General features: G+C 41.1%; 13 protein-coding genes. 9 read left to right on the top strand and 4 right to left on the bottom strand.

What is annotated here, in order from left to right:
- Window positions 1–18: 18 nt before the first annotated feature.
- Window positions 19–2,784, bottom strand: coding sequence for a TonB-dependent receptor (locus tag ABJV04_RS07855; RefSeq protein WP_348490888.1), 2,766 nt, complete (start codon window positions 2,782–2,784; stop codon window positions 19–21).
- Window positions 2,785–3,205: 421 nt separating this feature from the next.
- On the opposite strand from ABJV04_RS07855, the gene ABJV04_RS07850 reads away from it, so the two are divergent.
- From ABJV04_RS07850 to ABJV04_RS07825, 6 genes are read left to right on the top strand one after another with little or no spacing between them, the layout of a single operon-like run.
- The gene (locus ABJV04_RS07850; RefSeq protein WP_348490886.1) at window positions 3,206–4,552 is read left to right on the top strand and encodes an L-fuconate dehydratase; all 1,347 of its coding nucleotides are present in this window, start codon (window positions 3,206–3,208) and stop codon (window positions 4,550–4,552) included.
- The gene (locus tag ABJV04_RS07845) at window positions 4,552–5,703 is read left to right on the top strand and encodes an alpha-hydroxy acid oxidase (protein ID WP_348490885.1); all 1,152 of its coding nucleotides are present in this window, start codon (window positions 4,552–4,554) and stop codon (window positions 5,701–5,703) included. The genes ABJV04_RS07850 and ABJV04_RS07845 overlap by 1 nt, the downstream gene beginning before the upstream one ends.
- Window positions 5,704–5,707: 4 nt before the next feature.
- Window positions 5,708–6,778 carry an aldo/keto reductase gene (locus ABJV04_RS07840; protein WP_348490883.1) on the top strand — a complete coding sequence of 357 codons (1,071 nt, stop codon included), beginning with the start codon at window positions 5,708–5,710 and terminating at the stop codon, window positions 6,776–6,778.
- Window positions 6,768–7,604 (top strand): amidohydrolase family protein, encoded by an 837-nt coding sequence (locus ABJV04_RS07835; RefSeq protein WP_348490882.1) that lies wholly within the window; start codon window positions 6,768–6,770, stop codon window positions 7,602–7,604. Before ABJV04_RS07840 ends, ABJV04_RS07835 begins: the two co-directional genes overlap by 11 nt.
- A gap of 37 nt (window positions 7,605–7,641) precedes the next feature.
- A complete protein-coding gene (locus tag ABJV04_RS07830; RefSeq protein WP_348490880.1) occupies window positions 7,642–8,418 on the top strand; it encodes a glucose 1-dehydrogenase in 777 nt (258 codons plus the stop codon).
- A 57-nt stretch (window positions 8,419–8,475) separates the two neighbouring features.
- On the top strand, window positions 8,476–9,327 hold the full coding sequence (locus ABJV04_RS07825; protein ID WP_348490878.1) for a fumarylacetoacetate hydrolase family protein: 852 nt from the start codon (window positions 8,476–8,478) through the stop codon (window positions 9,325–9,327).
- Window positions 9,328–9,750: 423 nt separating this feature from the next.
- On the opposite strand, the gene ABJV04_RS07820 is transcribed toward ABJV04_RS07825, so the two are convergent.
- Window positions 9,751–9,885: a hypothetical protein gene (locus ABJV04_RS07820; RefSeq protein WP_348490877.1), complete on the bottom strand. Its 135-nt coding sequence runs from the start codon at window positions 9,883–9,885 to the stop codon at window positions 9,751–9,753.
- A gap of 259 nt (window positions 9,886–10,144) precedes the next feature.
- Complete coding sequence (purL, locus tag ABJV04_RS07815) at window positions 10,145–14,050, bottom strand: phosphoribosylformylglycinamidine synthase (RefSeq protein ID WP_348490875.1); 3,906 nt, start codon at window positions 14,048–14,050, stop codon at window positions 10,145–10,147.
- 220 nt (window positions 14,051–14,270) lie between these two features.
- Here purL and mltF point away from each other — a divergent pair, with 220 nt between their 5' ends.
- Together mltF and ABJV04_RS07805 are read left to right on the top strand one after the other, a co-directional pair.
- Window positions 14,271–15,668, top strand: coding sequence for a membrane-bound lytic murein transglycosylase MltF (gene mltF, locus ABJV04_RS07810; RefSeq protein ID WP_348490873.1), 1,398 nt, complete (start codon window positions 14,271–14,273; stop codon window positions 15,666–15,668).
- Window positions 15,669–15,858: 190 nt separating this feature from the next.
- Window positions 15,859–16,011, top strand: coding sequence for a hypothetical protein (locus tag ABJV04_RS07805; RefSeq protein ID WP_348490871.1), 153 nt, complete (start codon window positions 15,859–15,861; stop codon window positions 16,009–16,011).
- Window positions 16,012–16,191: 180 nt separating this feature from the next.
- Here ABJV04_RS07805 and tadA read toward each other — a convergent pair whose 3' ends face one another.
- Window positions 16,192–16,722: a tRNA adenosine(34) deaminase TadA gene (tadA, locus tag ABJV04_RS07800; protein ID WP_348490869.1), complete on the bottom strand. Its 531-nt coding sequence runs from the start codon at window positions 16,720–16,722 to the stop codon at window positions 16,192–16,194.
- Between the two features lie 201 nt (window positions 16,723–16,923).
- Here tadA and ABJV04_RS07795 point away from each other — a divergent pair, with 201 nt between their 5' ends.
- Complete coding sequence (locus ABJV04_RS07795) at window positions 16,924–17,160, top strand: hypothetical protein (protein WP_348490868.1); 237 nt, start codon at window positions 16,924–16,926, stop codon at window positions 17,158–17,160.
- Window positions 17,161–17,325: the final 165 nt, after the last annotated feature.

The following is a 17,325-nucleotide window of genomic DNA, read 5'->3' as shown; positions in this document are numbered from 1 at the left end:
AACGGGATTATATTATATTTAGAATTTATAAGTAGCAGACAATGAATAAGAGCGACCTGCTGCAAAAACATCCAAGAAGGTTGTTTCAGCACCGACATAATCTCTTCTCACATCATCAGTAAGGTTCGACGCGTTAAATGCCAAAGATAAATTGGCAGTAGGACGTACATTCAAATTGAAACTTAAATCTTCAGTCGTTCCGGTAAAACGAGCTGTTGTGGTTTGCGAGCCTGCCCCTGCTAATGTTCGGAAAAATTCTGAACGAGTAACGTAAGATACACGGGCGGTAAACAAGCTTGTTTCATAAAATGCCATAAAGTTGTAGTTGTTCTTAGATGATCCAGGGAAACCAAAACCAGCATCTCCTACATCTTTATCAAAGGAACTATCAACATAAGTGTAGTTAGCCGAAACACCAAAACCCTCAAGTTCCGGCAATATTTCTTCTAAAGGCATATAAAATCCAAGCTCTAAGCCTTTCACTTCGCCATCTGAAAAATTAATCGGTAGCGTAGAATTAAATAATGTATCGCCCTGCCCTGGGATAGTTTGTCCCTGTACTAATTGGTCAATGATGAAGTTTCTAACATCTTTATAAAAAATACTGGCGATAAACGCACCTTTCTTACCTGTATATTTTTCCAAAGTAATATCATAATTCCACGCGGTCATAGGATCTAGATCTGGGTTTCCAGCTACAGCATTACCAGGACTCGTTGGATCATCCGGCACTGTAATTGCCATTATGGGCGCAATTTCTTCATAATCAGGTCTTGAAAGAGTCTTTGATACTCCAAACCGCAACGCCAAATCATTTTGTAGAGAAAAGTTTAGGTTTACGCTAGGTAATATTTCCCAATAATCACCGCCAGTGGTAATTGGCACAAGACTCACACTTCCATCAGTATCAACGACTCTTGCTTGTGCACTTGCAGTATTTTCGGTAAATACTGCACGAACACCAAAGTTCCCATTAACCGGAATATCCGCCAATTCTGAATCGAGATCGATTTGTGTATATAGAGCGGTTATAGTTTCTTCACTGTCATGTGAGGCAGCAGGATCGATGCCTAGTTCATTTACGCCTGTCGTTAATACACGACTGTCGATTGCCGCTACGGCAGAAAAATCAGATATCTGATAAATTCGCGGTGCAATCATTGCCGAAGTAAGTAATTCATCAGAAAGAACCTCTCCAGTTACGCCTGCGTCAGCAATTTGTGCCGCTGGGTTAGGCGACAAATCAGCAGGGTTATATTCCACAGCAGCTGTGCGAATAGATAGAATTGAAGTTTTGTCGTAGTTGACGCCAAATTTCACCGCTGAGAAATGTTCTGAATCAAGATCATAATTAAAATCTAAACTAACACCGTGATTATCTGCATCGAGTTCAATTTCGCGCACGATACTAAAGATATAAGTGGCTTCATCTGGCACTAACAACTCAGGACCGAAACCTATGTTAGGTAGACCGCTTGTCATATCAAATGAAACTAAAGACTCATCAGCACCGATTTGAAATATTGGAAATCTGAGGTCTTGTTTATAATCAACCGATGACATAAACACATCAAAAGAAGACGTTAACTTACCCGTCACCCACTCAACATTTAATCCAGTAATTAGATTCTCAGTGACATTGTTAAATGTCATATCTTGCATTCTATAATTAATAGCACCGGCAAGCTCTGCTTGGCTAAAATCAGCATATTGCAGCACATTATTTTCATCAACTATGACTGCTGACTCGTCAAACACAGTATTGGCCCAAATACCGCCAAATAGAAATTGACCGTTATGTCGTTGTGATTGATTGTCAAATTCCGTATAGGTTAAATCCCAAACAACTTCTACATCATCGGATGGCAACCATTGAATACCAGTAGATAGTGCCGTTCTATCTGCCGCGCTTCGGTTCGGACGGTAGGTGACAGCATTAGGAACATTGACTCCTGTTATAACGTCATCCTGTCCCGCTACATTATCGTTATTAATTCTAATATCTCTGGTAACATAATTAAGGTTAACCTGATCGCGAGAAGTATTACTTTTACCCGTAACAACGGAAAGAAATGCGCCTAAATCACTTGTCTCGTTTCTCCAAGCACCAAATAAGTTCACCTTATTACCGGTCTCTCCAGCGAGATCATTATAATCACCGGAAACAGAAACCATTCCAAAGGTTTCGTTTGCATCTAACTGCTTCATATCTAGAGGTCTTAAAGTCAACAAGTTAACCTGTCCCGCTAGACCACTTTCGGGGCGAGCTGCCGTTTGCCCTTTTGCAACCCGAACACCGCTTAATATATTGGAAGGAAATACATTGAAATTCATTTTGCGCAGACCGCGGGCTTCATTTCCTGAAGATAAGATTCTGCGTCCATTAATTGTTGAGTTAACAAATTCAGGACCTAAACCGCGAATAGAAATTCTATCGCCATCGGTTCCTGCATCATCCCGCTCTATCTGAATCCCCGGCATTCTTTGTAAAGCACCCGCAATACTGTCATCAGAAAACTGACCAATATCTTCTGCAGTAATGGCTTCAACCACAGTATTGGATGTGCGTTTTATTTGTTGTGCGGCTTCCAAACTTGAACGAACACCAACGACACTAATCACCTCGGTATCGTCGTTTTGTTTGTCTACTGAGTTGCTTTGGGCAATAGCAGCATTAGCGCAAGGTAGTAATAGTAAGGTAGCAGCAATATTGCACAAAGAACTACGGAAAACGGTAGTTATTTTGTTTGTAGCGAAGGTTTTTAAATCGTTGTGTGTTTTCATTTTCTGTGCCTGTTTTATGAAAATTTATTGTTCTTATTGGTAATCGTTTCACTTAATAAACAACCTTTCACCAACAAAACGACAAAAATAATCACACAAAATTTTAACATGTTCAAGATATTTTAAATATACAATTAGATTTCATATATAACATTAATGTATAATTAGATTAATCCTGAAAAGGCTTGAGATAACCTTAATAGGTAGAAAGCGGTTAGTGGCATAAAGGTGAAGATTGCCTAATTGACTTGGATAAAAGTCACATTGGTAAGGGTTTGTGAATTTGAACGTTATCGACAAATTGTGACAACCAATACGTTATTTCTGTAATTATTTTGTTAACAAATGATTGACAATACGAACAGTCGCCATTATATTTTACTTATAAACTAATATTTCATATTTAAAACACGAGGAAATTATGAGCGAAATCACCCCATCTGCCAATACGATAATAGCGTTGGAAACCCACGATATTCGTTTCCCAACATCTGAATCCCTAGATGGCTCTGATGCCATTAATAAAGACCCTGATTACTCTGCTGCATACTTAACTATCAGCACTGATAAAGGTAATAAAGGCCACGGCTTAATTTTTACCATTGGACGTGGTAACGACATTTGTTGTGAAGCAATAAAAGCTTTAGAGCACTTAGTTATTGGTAAAGACTTCAATAAAATTATTCAAAATATAAATGAGTTCTATGATTGTTTACGTTCTGATAGCCAGTTGCGCTGGTTAGGCCCCGAAAAAGGTGTTATTCATATGGCCATTGGTGGTGTGATGAATGCAATCTGGGATATGTGGGCAAAACACGCCAACAAACCTTTATGGCGTTTATTGGCTGACATGAGCCCTGAAGAATTCGTTAATTGTATCGATTTTAGATATCTTTCAGATGCACTTACTCGAGATGAAGCCTTAGATATAGTGCGCGCTAATGCAGACTCGAAAGCGGAACGAATTCAGTATCTAGAAGAAAATGGCTATCCTTCATATACTACTTCAGCGGGATGGTTAGGCTACAGTGATGAGAAACTCAAAAGACTTTGCCGAGAAGCGTTGGATCAGGGCTTTAAACACATAAAATTAAAAGTCGGACAAGATTTAGATAGTGATATTAGACGCTGTCAAATCGCCCGTGATGTAATAGGCGAAGACGTTAAGTTAATGATTGACGCTAACCAAATATGGGAAGTTGACCAAGCTATTGATTGGGTTAACAAATTAGCTCATGTTTCTCCTTGGTTTATTGAAGAACCAACTAGTCCAGACGATGTATTCGGCCACAAGAAAATCAAAGAAAACATCGGTGATGTTCAGGTTGCTACTGGTGAGCACTGCCACAACCGAATTATGTTCAAACAATTTATCGCCAATGACGCCATTGATATAGTGCAAATTGACTCATGTCGTTTAGCAAGTGTTAATGAAATTTTAGCCGTTTATATGCTAGCAGCTAAATATGGCAAACCAGTTTGTCCGCATGCTGGAGGCGTAGGTTTATGTGAATACGTTCAGCACTTATCAATGATTGACTATGTACATATTTCTGCTGATTTGACAGATAGAGTTGTAGAGTTCGTCGACCATTTACACGAGCACTTCATTGATCCTTGTGTGATTAAAAACGGGGCGTATGTTGCACCAACTGAACCAGGCTATAGTATCGAAATGTATCAGCAAAGCATTGATGATTACACCTACCCTACTGGCGCACAGTGGCAAAAACGTTTAAACAATAAGACTATAAAACAGGCTTCGTAATGAACGATTTTTTTGATCCCACTTTGCCTGATGTTGCAACGTTAAAAGCGCGAGCTAAGACTCGAATACCCAAATTTGCTTTTGATTACCTGGAAGGCGGTTGTCACGAAGAAATTGGCTTACAACGCAACCGTAGCGATATTCAAGCAGTACAGTTACGCAGTCGATTGTTACAACAATTTGATAAATCGGACATGTCTGTTGAACTCTTTGGCCACAAATACGATGCACCTTTTGGTATTGCGCCTATTGGTCTTCAAGGATTAATGTGGCCCAAAGCGCCTGAAATTCTGGCCAAGGCCGCTGCCGATTTGAATGTGCCTTACATATTAAGCACCGTTTCTTCAGCAAGCTTGGAGAACATTGCAGAAATATCTGAAGGCAAAGCTTGGTATCAGCTTTATAATCCAACGGATCAAAAAATTCGTGAAGATCTATTGTCTAGAATCAAGCATGCTGGTTATAAAGTGCTAGTCGTCACAGTTGATGTACCTACCTTTGGTTACCGACCACGAGACATGAAAAATGGATTGGCTATGCCACCCAAAATGACTGTCTCTAACATCGTGCAAATGTTGTCACGCCCTAACTGGTTAATGGCAACTGCATTGGCTGGCAAACCTGAGATGCAGACGCTCAAACCTTATATGCCTAAAAATATGCCGACAGATCAATTGGCGGCATTTATGAACAAAACGGTTATGGGTAGAGTCGATATCGAAGGCTTAAAACCGATTCGCGATTTTTGGAAAGGGCCTTTGGTAATAAAAGGCTTGATCAACCAAGAAGATGTTGAGGCTGCCATAACACTAGGTGCTGATGCAGTCGTTATGTCTAATCATGGTGCTCGTCAATTAGACGTTGGGGAGTCTCCTGTAGTGCCGCTACAAAAAGCGGCTGAAAAATATGCCAAGAATATCAAAATATTTATGGATAGTGGTTTACGTTCAGGTACTAACATTGCGTCGGCTTTAGCATGCGGGGCAGACTTTACCTTTTTAGGACGACCTTTTGTTTATGGTGTAGGCGCTTTAGGCAATAAAGGTGGTATACACACTATTAACTGTCTTAAAATTCAACTTGAACAAGTTATGAACCAATTGGGCTGCGCAAATGTCGCAGATCTTTCGACGTTTTTAGTGAAGGACTAAACCGATGAATACTACGCACAACTCCCCTGTTATCCCCAAAAGACGGGTTGGCAACACTGAACTTGAGGTAGATACGTTAGGTTTTGGCTGTGCGCCCATGGGTAATCTTTATCAACCCATTAGTGAAGAAGATGCTAAAGCAGTATTAAGCGCCGCATGGCAGGCAGGTTTTCGTCATTTTGATACGGCCCCTCATTATGGCCAAGGTCTGAGCGAGAGACGCACTGGCGATGCACTGCGCCCTTTACAGGGTAAAGATTACGTTTTGTCCACTAAAGTAGGACGCATACTAAAACCTGCAGGCTATGCCAAAGAGCGACATGGTTTTATGTCTCCTATGCCTTTCGACATACACTACGACTACAGTTATGACGGTATTATGCGCTCATTTGAAGATAGTTTGCAGCGTACTGGACTGGATAGAATCGATATTCTATATATGCACGATATTGGCCGAGATACCCATGGTGACGACAACGACAGACACTTTCCTATAGCAATGAAAGGTGGCTATAAAGCCATGGATCAGTTGCGTAGTGAAGGCTCTATCAAAGCAATAGGTTTAGGTGTTAACGAATATCAAGTCTGCGAACAAGCTATGGATCACGGCGACTGGGACTGCTTTTTACTTGCCGGTCGTTATAGTTTACTTGAGCAACAATCATTACAGACATTTTTACCTAAATGTCAGGAACGTAACACCTCTATTATTATTGGCGGCCCTTATAATTCAGGGATTTTAGCTACAGGTGTCAGAGGTGAAAGAACAGCATATTACAATTATGCTCCTGCCCCAGCAGAAATAATTGAGCGGGTGCGCAAAATCGAAGAGTTATGTGATCAATACCAAGTTACTCTAGCTGCAGCTGCTTTGCAGTTTCCCCTTGCTCACCCAAGTGTAGTTTCAGTGATTCCTGGATTGGGCAACATTGGCAGAATCGACAAAACCATTAGTTTGTTCAAACAAGCTATCCCCAATGAGTTTTGGCAAAGCCTTAAATCAGCTAACTTGTTAGATCAAAATGCTCCAATCCCCACAAGCCAATCAACGGAAGAGTTAGCTCATGCGTATTGATAGCCACCAACACTTCTGGAAGCGTGAACTGGGTCATTACAATTGGCTAACAGAAGATCTGGGGGCAATTTATCGGGATTTTTTACCAGAAGACTTACTTCCCGAGTTAAAAAAATCAGGCATTGATAAGACCGTACTTATTCAAGCCGCACCAGATATGGTTGAAACAAAATACATGTTGTCTTTGGCACAAAATGCCGACTTCATTGCCGGAGTGGTGGGCTGGGTGGATATGCAACACGAAGATGCCCCCTATCATATCGTCAGGTTATCAAAAAACCCTTTATTCAAAGGGATAAGACCCATGATCCAAGACATCGTGGATGATGATTGGATGTTGAAACCGGAGCTTAACCCTGCATTCGAAGCCTTAATGAAACTAAATTTAAGTTTCGATGCATTAGTTAAGCCGCGTCATTTAAAGCAATTACTCACCTTAGTTGATCGATATCCTAAGTTGAAAATAGCTATTGATCATGCCGCCAAACCGAATATCGCTGAAGCACAGTTTGCACAGTGGGCGGAAGATATTAAAGCTTTATCGAAACGACCCAACGTCTATTGCAAATTATCGGGTTTAGTGACAGAAGCTGGCAATAACCCCAATTTCGATGTGTTAGTGCCATACATGCAACATCTACTTGAATGCTTTGGTGCTTCACGGCTTATGTGGGGAAGTGATTGGCCAGTACTTAATCTAGCCACGGACTATACCCAGTGGGTAGCTTTGACCGAAGCTTTTCTAGACTCACTAACTAGTGAACAGCAAGAGCAGATTTGGTCAAAAACGGCTAGTAAATTTTATCGTTTGCAATACCTAGACTAGGTACTGTTAGCACTATTGAGATTGTAAAGGGCAAACTATGAACAAGAATTTAATCGGAAAAACAGCATTGGTAACTGGCGGCGGAAGTGGCATTGGCAGAAGCGTATGTCTACGTCTAGCTGCTGCTGGAGCCCATGTATTTGTTCTCGACTTAGATCAAAAAGCAGCGTTGGAAACCGTTAACCTGATTGAAGCAGAACAAGGTTTAGCAAGTGCACATGAATGTAACGTGGCAGACCACGCCAATGTGCAACAAGTAGCGAAATCTATCCTAGACGAGCAAGCTATCGATATCTTGATCAACAACGCGGGTATTGCCCATGTTGGAAATCTTGAAAACACCAGTGAATCAGACTTAGACAGGCTATACCAAGTCAACGTTAAAGGTGTATACAACGCAATGTCCGCTATTGTTCCTGCCATGAAAGCCAGAAAATATGGTGTGATCATTAATTTAGCATCGGTAGCATCCTCGGTTGGTATCGCAGATAGATTTGCCTACTCGATGACCAAAGGCGCGGTATTGACCATGACATATTCCGTTGCTAAGGACTACATTAACGATGGTATTCGCTGTAATTGTATCGCCCCTGGTCGAGTCCACACACCATTTGTGGATAACTTTTTAGATAAAAACTACCCCGATAATCGTGATGAAATGTTCGATAAATTATCCAAAAGCCAACCAATTGGACGCATGGGTAATGCAGAAGAAATTGCAGGTCTAATAAATTATTTATGTTCTGATGAAGCGGCCTTTATCACCGGCTCTAACTTCCCCATCGATGGTGGTTTCGTAACCTTAAATAACTAAACCTGAAATAATACAAATAAAGAATTAGAAAAAGTTAAAAATGAATTGGAGTAATAAATGAAATTAGTACGCTTTGGCAAAAACGGACATGAAAAACCAGGGATTGTAGATAGCAATAATCAAATTCGTAGTCTTGAAGGCATAGTTGACGACATTGATGGACATGCACTCAGTGAAGAAAGTTTAGCAAAACTAAAAGGCTTAGATCTTAGTAGCTTGCCTTTAGCGCCTGAAGATGCGCGTATTGGCCCTTGTGTAGGCAAAGTGGGCAAGTTTATATGTATAGGTCTTAACTATAGTGATCATGCTGCTGAATCGGGTATGCCGCTACCTGATGAGCCAGAAGTATTTACCAAAGCCACCAGCGCTATTTGTGGGCCAGATGACGATATCATTAAACCTAAAAATAGTACTAAATTGGATTGGGAAGTAGAACTAGCATTAGTCATTGGTAAAGAAGCCAGTTATGTTACTGAGGAAGAAGCCCCAGCGCATATCGCGGGTTACTGTGTGTGTAATGACGTATCAGAACGAAGCTTTCAGCTAGAACGTGGCAATCAATGGGATAAAGGTAAAGGCTGTGATACTTTCGGTCCTATTGGCCCATGGTTAGTCACCAGTGATGAAGTAGGAAACCCTAACGAATTAGACATGTGGTTAGAAGTAAATGGCCGCCGTTACCAAGACGGCAATAGTTGCACCATGGTCTTTAAACCTGCATTTATTGTCAGTTATTTAAGCCAATTTATGAGTTTGCAACCTGGTGATATCATTTCTACTGGCACGCCTCCAGGAGTAGGTTTGGGTCAAAAGCCACCGGTATATTTGAATGCTGGTGATAAAATAACTCTAGGAATTGAACGCCTTGGAACACAACAACAGGTTGTGGTTGACTATAAAAAACCATAAACCAAAGGTTGGCAAATATTAAGTCAACGCAACGATAATCCAACGCCTTAGGTGCATTTACACAATGGCATTTAGGCGTTGGATTATTGCTCTCTCTCAAGTAGATATTCTCTCTAACACTTTTGTAACCTAGCTTACGAAGTTCATAAAGCCACAATTAAAACATCAGTCACAGAAGTATTGATAGCTCAGTCATTACCTTCACTATGCATTAAAACAACACAATACTCCCCCATTCACTTGCTGAATTGAATCATATTGCCAATATGTAACATATTGAAATAAATTGATTTTTATGGAAATTTAGATTTAAAAATAGACTAAGTTTTTATACACGAGCAGACAGGTTTTTACAGAACTTTCTGAAAAACGTATGACATAGAAGCTAACAACGAAGTTGCTGCAGAAGATTTTTGAAGCTATCTAAATTTGGCTAATGCTACTCTGATCAGAAATAGTTTGTGAACTTGCGGGGGTGCTTACTACAGCTAAAACTACAAGGAAAAGTACGGTGGCAAAAACACCAGTTAAACCAAACCCTTTTGACGAACGATTCATTTTATTTCTCTTATTATTATTTTGAAATTGTAATTGTTGTCGGTAAGTTTATGTAAAGTCCATTTGGTAAAAAGATCATCTCTGATAACTATACCTAGATTAGACTTTAGTCTAAACCCGTTTTTTCTAATTGACAAGGGTTTATTTAATTAAATCAAGGATCTAACGAACCATTACCATAAATAAAAAAAGCGCCCAAAAAATTAGGCGCTTTTATTTTCAACTTTTTAAGATTATTTATCAGCCAGCTTTTGGGTAATTAACCAGCAAACACCCGTGCATTTCTAAACATTCTCATCCAAGGACCATCTTCCTGCCAGTCATCTGCTTGCCAAGAGTTTGCCACCGCTCTAAATACCCGCTCAGGATGCGGCATCATAATAGTGGCGCGACCATCGCTGGAAGTAAGCCCTGAAATGCCGTCTGGTGAGCCATTCGGGTTAGCTGGATATTGCTGAGTAACATTGCCCCAGTTATCCACATATTTCAGTGCAACATGCTGATTATTTTGAACTTGTCTAAGATGACCAGTATGTTTGAACTCCGCCCTTCCCTCACCATGGGATACCGCTATGGGTAAACGAGACCCTTGCATGCCAGCAAAGAAAATAGATTTACTTTCTTGCACTTCTAACATGGAAACCCGTGCTTCAAAACGTTCCGATTGGTTAGTCACAAAGTGTGGCCATAAATCGGCACCTGGTATCAGTGACTTTAAGTTTGAAAGCATTTGGCAACCGTTACAAACCCCTAAACTAAAGGTGTCGTCACGATGGAAAAATTGTTCAAATTGATCACGGGCATAGTTATTAAACAGAATGGACTTAGCCCAGCCCTCACCTGCACCTAACACATCACCGTAGGAGAAACCGCCACAGGCAACTAATCCGGCAAACTGATCTAACCCTAGGTTCTGACCAATAATATCACTCATATGCACATCGATGGCATTAAAGCCGGCTCGATTAAACGCTGCAGCCATTTCGTTTTGTGAATTAACACCTTGCTCACGTAAAATCGCGATTTGTGGTTTAAGCCCTTTGGAAATATATGGAGCAGCAACATCTTCATTGATGTCGTAACTCAATTCACAATGCAAACCTGGATCTTGTGGATTACCCTTGGCTGCCCATTCTTGGTCAACACATTCAGGGTTATCCCGTAAACGCTGCATTTTATCTGTGGTTTCAGCCCAAATTAAACGATAGTAGCCGCGCTCCTGAGAGATGACCTTCTGTTGTTGATAACTAATTTCTATTCTATCTGATTGGTTGAGCGTGCCGATCTGATGGGTCACCTCTGTAAGTCCATGCTGACTAAGCACTTGGTTTACTTTCTCCAAGTCAGCTTTCGTCACCTGAACCACTGCACCGAGTTCTTCGTTAAACAATACAGACTGTGCATTGCCGTTCAGGCTATCTAATTCAACATCGATACCTGTGTGTCCAGCAAAGGCCATTTCGACTAACGTGGTGAATAAACCACCATCAGACCTGTCATGATAAGCCAATAGTAAATTCTGATGGACTAAAGATTGTATAGCCTCAAAAAATCCTTTGAGTAGCTTAGGCTTTGAAACATCAGGGGCTTGACTACCCAACTGGCTGTATACCTGAGCTAAACAAGAACCGCCAATGCGATTACGTCCTTCACCCAAATCTAAACATAATAAAACCGATTCACCTTTGTCGCTGCGTAACTGCGGCGTCAAGGTATTACGAATATCTTTCACCGCACCAAATGCAGTAATAATTAACGATAGCGGTGAGGTTACCGATTTATCTTGCTGTCCTTCGGCTTGCTCTTCTTGCCATTGGGATTTCATCGACATGGAATCTTTACCAACGGGTATGGTCAAGCCGAGTTCTGGACAAAGCTCTTCACCTACGGCTTTAACCGCTTCGTACAAACCGGCATCTTCACCTGGGTGTCCTGCTGCTGCCATCCAGTTAGCGGACAATTTGATACGATTTAGTGAACCAATATCTGCAGCGGCAATATTGGTTAAGGACTCGCCAACAGCCATTCGCGCTGACGCACCGTGATTCAATAAAGCAATAGGAGTGCGTTCACCCACAGCCATAGCTTCACCTTGGTAACTATCGAAGGATGATGCGGTAACAGCAACATCGGCCACTGGTATTTGCCACGGACCTACCATTTGGTCGCGATTAACGAGACCGGTAACACTGCGATCACCAATGGTGATCAAAAAGGTTTTTTCTGCCACCGTGGGTAAACGTAAAAGACGTACGGCCGCTTCATTAATGTCGACAGAGTCAGCCTTAAAATCATCGCCAACTGAGGTTTTAGATGCCACATCACGATGCATTTTGGGTGGTTTACCTAACAATACATCAAGGGGTAAATCTATGGGTAAGTCGTTAAAGTGTTCGTCGTGTAATGCTAAATGTGGCTCTTGAGTGGCTTCACCAACAACCGCAAAAGGCGCTCTTTCACGGCGACAAATAGATTCAAATAGGGGCAGTTTATCTGGCGCTACAGATAACACATAACGTTCTTGAGATTCGTTACACCAAATTTCATGAGGGGCCATGCCTGGTTCGTCATTAGGCACATTTCTAAGCTCAAATTTACCACCACGGCCGCCATCATTAACAAGTTCAGGGAAGGCATTTGATAACCCACCAGCGCCCACATCATGAATAAACTGAATGGGGTTGTCGTCACCTAACTGCCAACAGCGATCTATCACTTCCTGACAACGTCTTTCCATTTCTGGATTACCCCGTTGCACAGAAGCAAAATCTAAATCTTCATTAGACTCACCGGATGTCATTGACGACGCAGCGCCGCCGCCTAATCCGATGTTCATTGCTGGTCCACCTAAGGCAATTAACTTAGCACCTACGGTGATCTCACCCTTTTGAGTGTGAGATTGACGAATATTTCCAAGTCCACCGGCTAGCATAATAGGTTTATGGTAACCACGCACTTCCATGCCATTAAAACTATTCACCTGTTGCTCATAGGTACGGAAATAGCCGAGAATATTAGGGCGACCAAATTCGTTATTAAAGGCCGCTCCACCTAATGGACCTTGTTGCATAATTTCTAATGCATTAACAATTCGCTCTGGTTTACCGTAGGCGGTTTCCCAAGGCAACGCATAGCCTGGAATATTGAGGTTTGAAACACTAAAACCCACCAGCCCAGCTTTAGGCTTAGAACCTCTGCCGGTAGCACCTTCATCACGGATCTCACCGCCAGAACCTGTTGCCGCACCGGAAAAAGGAGAGATAGCGGTTGGGTGATTGTGGGTTTCTACCTTCATCAAAATATCAATATTTTCATGATGATATTCGTATTCATGGGATTCTGGGTTAGGGAAGAAACGACCGGCTTTCCACCCCTCCATTACAGCGGCGTTGTCACTATAAGCCGAATGCACATAATCTGGATTTAACTCAAAGGTATTTTTAATCATTTTGAACAATGATTTAGGCTGCTCAGCACCATCAATTGTCCAATCGGCATTGAAAATTTTATGTCGGCAATGCTCTGAGTTGGCTTGGGCAAACATATAAAGTTCAATATCGTTTGGATTGCGACCTAAACGCTGGAAATTTTCCACCAAATAATCAATTTCATCATCCGCAAGCGCCAACCCCATTTCTACATTGGCAGTACTCAAGGCTTCTCTTCCACCTTCAATCACATCCACACTGCTGTATGGCTTGGGAGACTCTTCCACGAACAAACTTTGTACCTGATCAAAATCAGACATTACCGCTTCGGTCATACGATCATGTAAAATTTGTTGTAACTCGGCATGTTGAGTTTGATTTAACTGTGCAGCAAATTTTAAATAATATGCACAGCCTCGCTCTATTCGTTTCACCTCGCTTAATCCACAATTATGCGCAATATCAGTTGCTTTAGAGGACCAAGGTGAAATAGTTCCTGGTCTTGGTACTACCAAAATCAGCTCACCTTCTGGCTCATGGGCAGGAATTGCCGGGCCGTAAGTGAGTAATTGAGATAATACTTGATTCTGCTGTGGGGTTATTTCCGATTCAATTTGCGCAAAATGTACATATTCAGCGTAAATTTCAGTAATGGGAAGTTGAGCAGAAGTAAAACGTTGAAGTAATTTTTCAACACGAAAATCAGATAACGCAGGAGCACCACGAAGGACGAGCATAGGGCTATTACCAAAGTTACTGGAACTTGACCATTTAGTCTGGCTAAGTTCACGATTTTTAGGAAGTTTTGAGGCGCGAATTATAGTGTAAAACCAATCGATTTATAAGCATCAATCCACTCGATTTGAAAGTTTTTAATGGTCAATTGCATTATTCCTCTAGATGAATCCAAACAATTTCGTCACAATGGCCTAATTAAGCCACTTTTAAAGGGAATCTGTGAAGAAGACAGTTTTACGGTTTTTATTACTGAATCTATTACTCGTACTCAGTGCATGTGAAAAACCGCAACAATCCAGCACGTTAGCCCGCATCTTAGACCAAGGTGTACTCAAAGTTGGAACCAATTATGGTTTGACAACCTATTACAATGGTCCTGTTGGACCTGAGGGCTTTGAATATGAATTAGCTAGCGGTTTTGCTAACTATCTTGGCGTGCGTCTGGAAGTCTTCCCCTACTACACCTTGAATGAACTATTTCCTCAGCTTGCTAATCATCACTTAGATTTAATCGCGGCAGGGATTAGTGTCACCAATGATCGTGCAGATTTATTCCGTTTTGGTCCAGCGTATCAAAACATCAGCCAAAAAGTGGTGTTTAAACAAGGGAATGAACGCCCTCGAAGCGCTACTGATTTAACCGAAGAAATGTTAGTTATTGCAGGAAGTAGCCATGCTGAAACATTACGTGAATTCAAACCATTTCATCCACAACTAGTTTGGCGGGAAACGGACGACAAAGACGCAGAAGAACTAATGGAAATGGTGCTAAGCGACGAACTTGCCTACACCATAGTAGACTCAAATATTTTAGCTGTGCTACGCAGAAGACACCCAGAGTTAAGCATTGGTTTTACAATCAGTAAAGAACAAGGGGTAGCCTGGGCATTAGATAAAAGCCAAGATGACTCTTTGTTGGCAGCGCTGATTGAATACTTTGGTTTAATTCAATCTAATGGCACTTTGGCGGCATTGGAAGACAAATACTTTGGTCATGTTCGACAATTTAACTATGTGGATACGCGTGAGTTTATCCGCTCTGCACGAAGCAATTTACCCAATTTTAGACAATGGTTTGAACAACATGCGCAAAGTTTAGATTGGCGTTTGTTAGCTGCTATGAGCTACCAGGAAAGCCATTGGAATCCAAACGCCAAATCACCAACCGGTGTGCGTGGCATGATGATGTTAACCTTAGCCACGGCTGAAGATCTGGGCATTGAATCTAGACTCGATCCCGAACAAAGTATTCGCGGAGGCGCGGAATATTTCGCCAACTTATTAACGCGAATCCCCGCTCGCATTCAAGAACCGGATCGAATTTGGTTTGCATTAGCTGCTTACAACATAGGACTAGGTCACCTGGAAGATGCTCGGGTACTGACTCAAAAACAAGGTGGCAATCCTGACATGTGGATAGACGTAAAGAAACGTTTGCCGCAATTACGTCAGAAAAAATATTATAAAACTACCCGTTACGGATACGCACGGGGTGACGAAGCTGTAACTTATGTTGACAACATAAGGCGTTATTATGATACATTAGTCTGGCTAGACGGGCAGGATGCCGAGACCCTCGATGAAGCTGAAGACGCAGCTCAAGCGCAAGAAAATTAAACCATCCGAAGTTTTCGCTGTTTATTGACTTGTCATAAAGCAGTCACATTTGCATGCCAAGCTAACCACGTGTACATGATTCATTTGTTTCAATTGAAATAAATTTGAAACTAATGGCGAGGTTAGCTGTCTAGATTAGTTAACCCGTTTTAATAATTGAAATAGGAGAAAAATCCTTTAAGGAGTTACCATGAGAAAAAGAAATACATTTACCAAAAAGATGAAGACCAATAACAGTAGCAGAAGAAGATTACTGTTGAAAAAAGTACATCAAAAAGTGTTAGATAGACGTCAAAATTTCCAACAGTTTGACTTACAAGAGTCCTTTGCTGAAGCTAGTTAAATAAAGCTTCAGCTAAACGGCGGTGTTGTTTAGCTTGATTTTATAACGAGTAAATATCTCACAAACGACTGTCCACTTATAAATCCACATTCATTTTCGTCACTTTGTTTATTCCCCTATCCACAATGACAAACCTCACAACCAATGATTGGATCTAGTGTTCGGCACATTTACTAGAGATCACTTTAAACTACTGCCGCTTTTCGCTATTTGTTTAAGGGCTTTTTTCTGCTCTCGTCGCATCTTAAAAAAGTCCGATATTTTGCTGGCACATTGTTCAGCCAAAACATCCCCTTGCACCTCAATTTGATGATTTAGTCTTTCATCGTTTAGCAGGTTCATTAAACTACCTGCGAAGCCTGTTTTATAATCCTTTGCGCCAAAAACTAAACGTTTGATCCGAGAATGCACAAGCAAACCAGCACACATTGGGCAAGGCTCTAAGGTGACATAGAGGGTACAGTCCAACATGCGATAGTTATTTAGCGACTTCCCCCCTTCTCGAATGGCTATCATTTCAGCATGAGCTGAGGGATCATTTAAACTAATCGATTGATTCCAACCTTGGGAAACTATTTTATTATCCTTAACCAGCACCGCACCTACGGGTACTTCGCCAATTTCCCAGGCGTTGTCAGCTAAAGTGAGAGCGTAATCCATCCAATATTCATCTTGTAATTGAATTTCATTTGGCGAATTTAGCGTTGTCATTTATTGGTCACACAAAACATTGGTTAATTTGCTCAAAAAGTTGTTTTTTTAACTAATATAAATACTTATCAACAGTCAGCAAAAATCATAACTAATTGATATTAAACAAAAATAAAAGTTGGTTAAGAATATGCAAAACAAGATTATAACGGCAAAACATACTAATACGCTAACACTATGCCAGTCAAAGGAGACTACGCTATGAATTTAACCGCCATCGCCATTATCGCAATCATTTGCTGGACCATTATTAAACTAACAGGGAAAGATAAAAAAGACCTGAAACAAGTATCTGCACCTGAGCATGAAAATGACGCTCTAAAACAGCGACTTGCCGCAATGCAGGAAAGAATTGCAGTGCTCGAAGCCATTGTTACTGATGAAAAATATGTGCTCAAGCGCGAGTTTGACAACTTAGCCCGTAACAAAGCGGCTTAATCCCCCCTAAAAGGCGATAGGAATATCGCCTTTTTTGTAGCTTGCAGATCAGCTACGACTCTCTGTCTACAGTCGACAAAAACAGAATACAATTGTAATTGAACAAGCCCAAGGCTTGCAGAAAATTGATCTCTAGGATATTGTTGTTACTAACAACATAAATCA

This window comes from Aliiglaciecola sp. (assembly GCF_039982535.1).
Lineage (GTDB): Bacteria > Pseudomonadota > Gammaproteobacteria > Enterobacterales > Alteromonadaceae > Aliiglaciecola.
Note: the sequence above shows the minus strand (reverse complement) of the source record. Positions and strands in the feature narration are given on the sequence as shown.

What these genes read in the sequence shown, in the direction of transcription:
- ABJV04_RS07830 (WP_348490880.1), top strand. Translation starts at nt 7,642, where the DNA reads ATGAACAAGAATTTAATCGGAAAAACAGCATTGGTAACTGGCGGCGGA.
- ABJV04_RS07795 (WP_348490868.1), top strand. Translation starts at nt 16,924, where the DNA reads ATGAATTTAACCGCCATCGCCATTATCGCAATCATTTGCTGGACCATT.
- ABJV04_RS07855 (WP_348490888.1), bottom strand. Translation starts at nt 2,784, where the DNA reads ATGAAAACACACAACGATTTAAAAACCTTCGCTACAAACAAAATAACT.
- ABJV04_RS07840 (WP_348490883.1), top strand. Translation starts at nt 5,708, where the DNA reads ATGAATACTACGCACAACTCCCCTGTTATCCCCAAAAGACGGGTTGGC.
- tadA (WP_348490869.1), bottom strand. Translation starts at nt 16,722, where the DNA reads ATGACAACGCTAAATTCGCCAAATGAAATTCAATTACAAGATGAATAT.
- ABJV04_RS07820 (WP_348490877.1), bottom strand. Translation starts at nt 9,885, where the DNA reads ATGAATCGTTCGTCAAAAGGGTTTGGTTTAACTGGTGTTTTTGCCACC.
- ABJV04_RS07850 (WP_348490886.1), top strand. Translation starts at nt 3,206, where the DNA reads ATGAGCGAAATCACCCCATCTGCCAATACGATAATAGCGTTGGAAACC.
- purL (WP_348490875.1), bottom strand. Translation starts at nt 14,050, where the DNA reads ATGCTCGTCCTTCGTGGTGCTCCTGCGTTATCTGATTTTCGTGTTGAA.
- ABJV04_RS07805 (WP_348490871.1), top strand. Translation starts at nt 15,859, where the DNA reads ATGAGAAAAAGAAATACATTTACCAAAAAGATGAAGACCAATAACAGT.
- ABJV04_RS07825 (WP_348490878.1), top strand. Translation starts at nt 8,476, where the DNA reads ATGAAATTAGTACGCTTTGGCAAAAACGGACATGAAAAACCAGGGATT.
- ABJV04_RS07835 (WP_348490882.1), top strand. Translation starts at nt 6,768, where the DNA reads ATGCGTATTGATAGCCACCAACACTTCTGGAAGCGTGAACTGGGTCAT.
- ABJV04_RS07845 (WP_348490885.1), top strand. Translation starts at nt 4,552, where the DNA reads ATGAACGATTTTTTTGATCCCACTTTGCCTGATGTTGCAACGTTAAAA.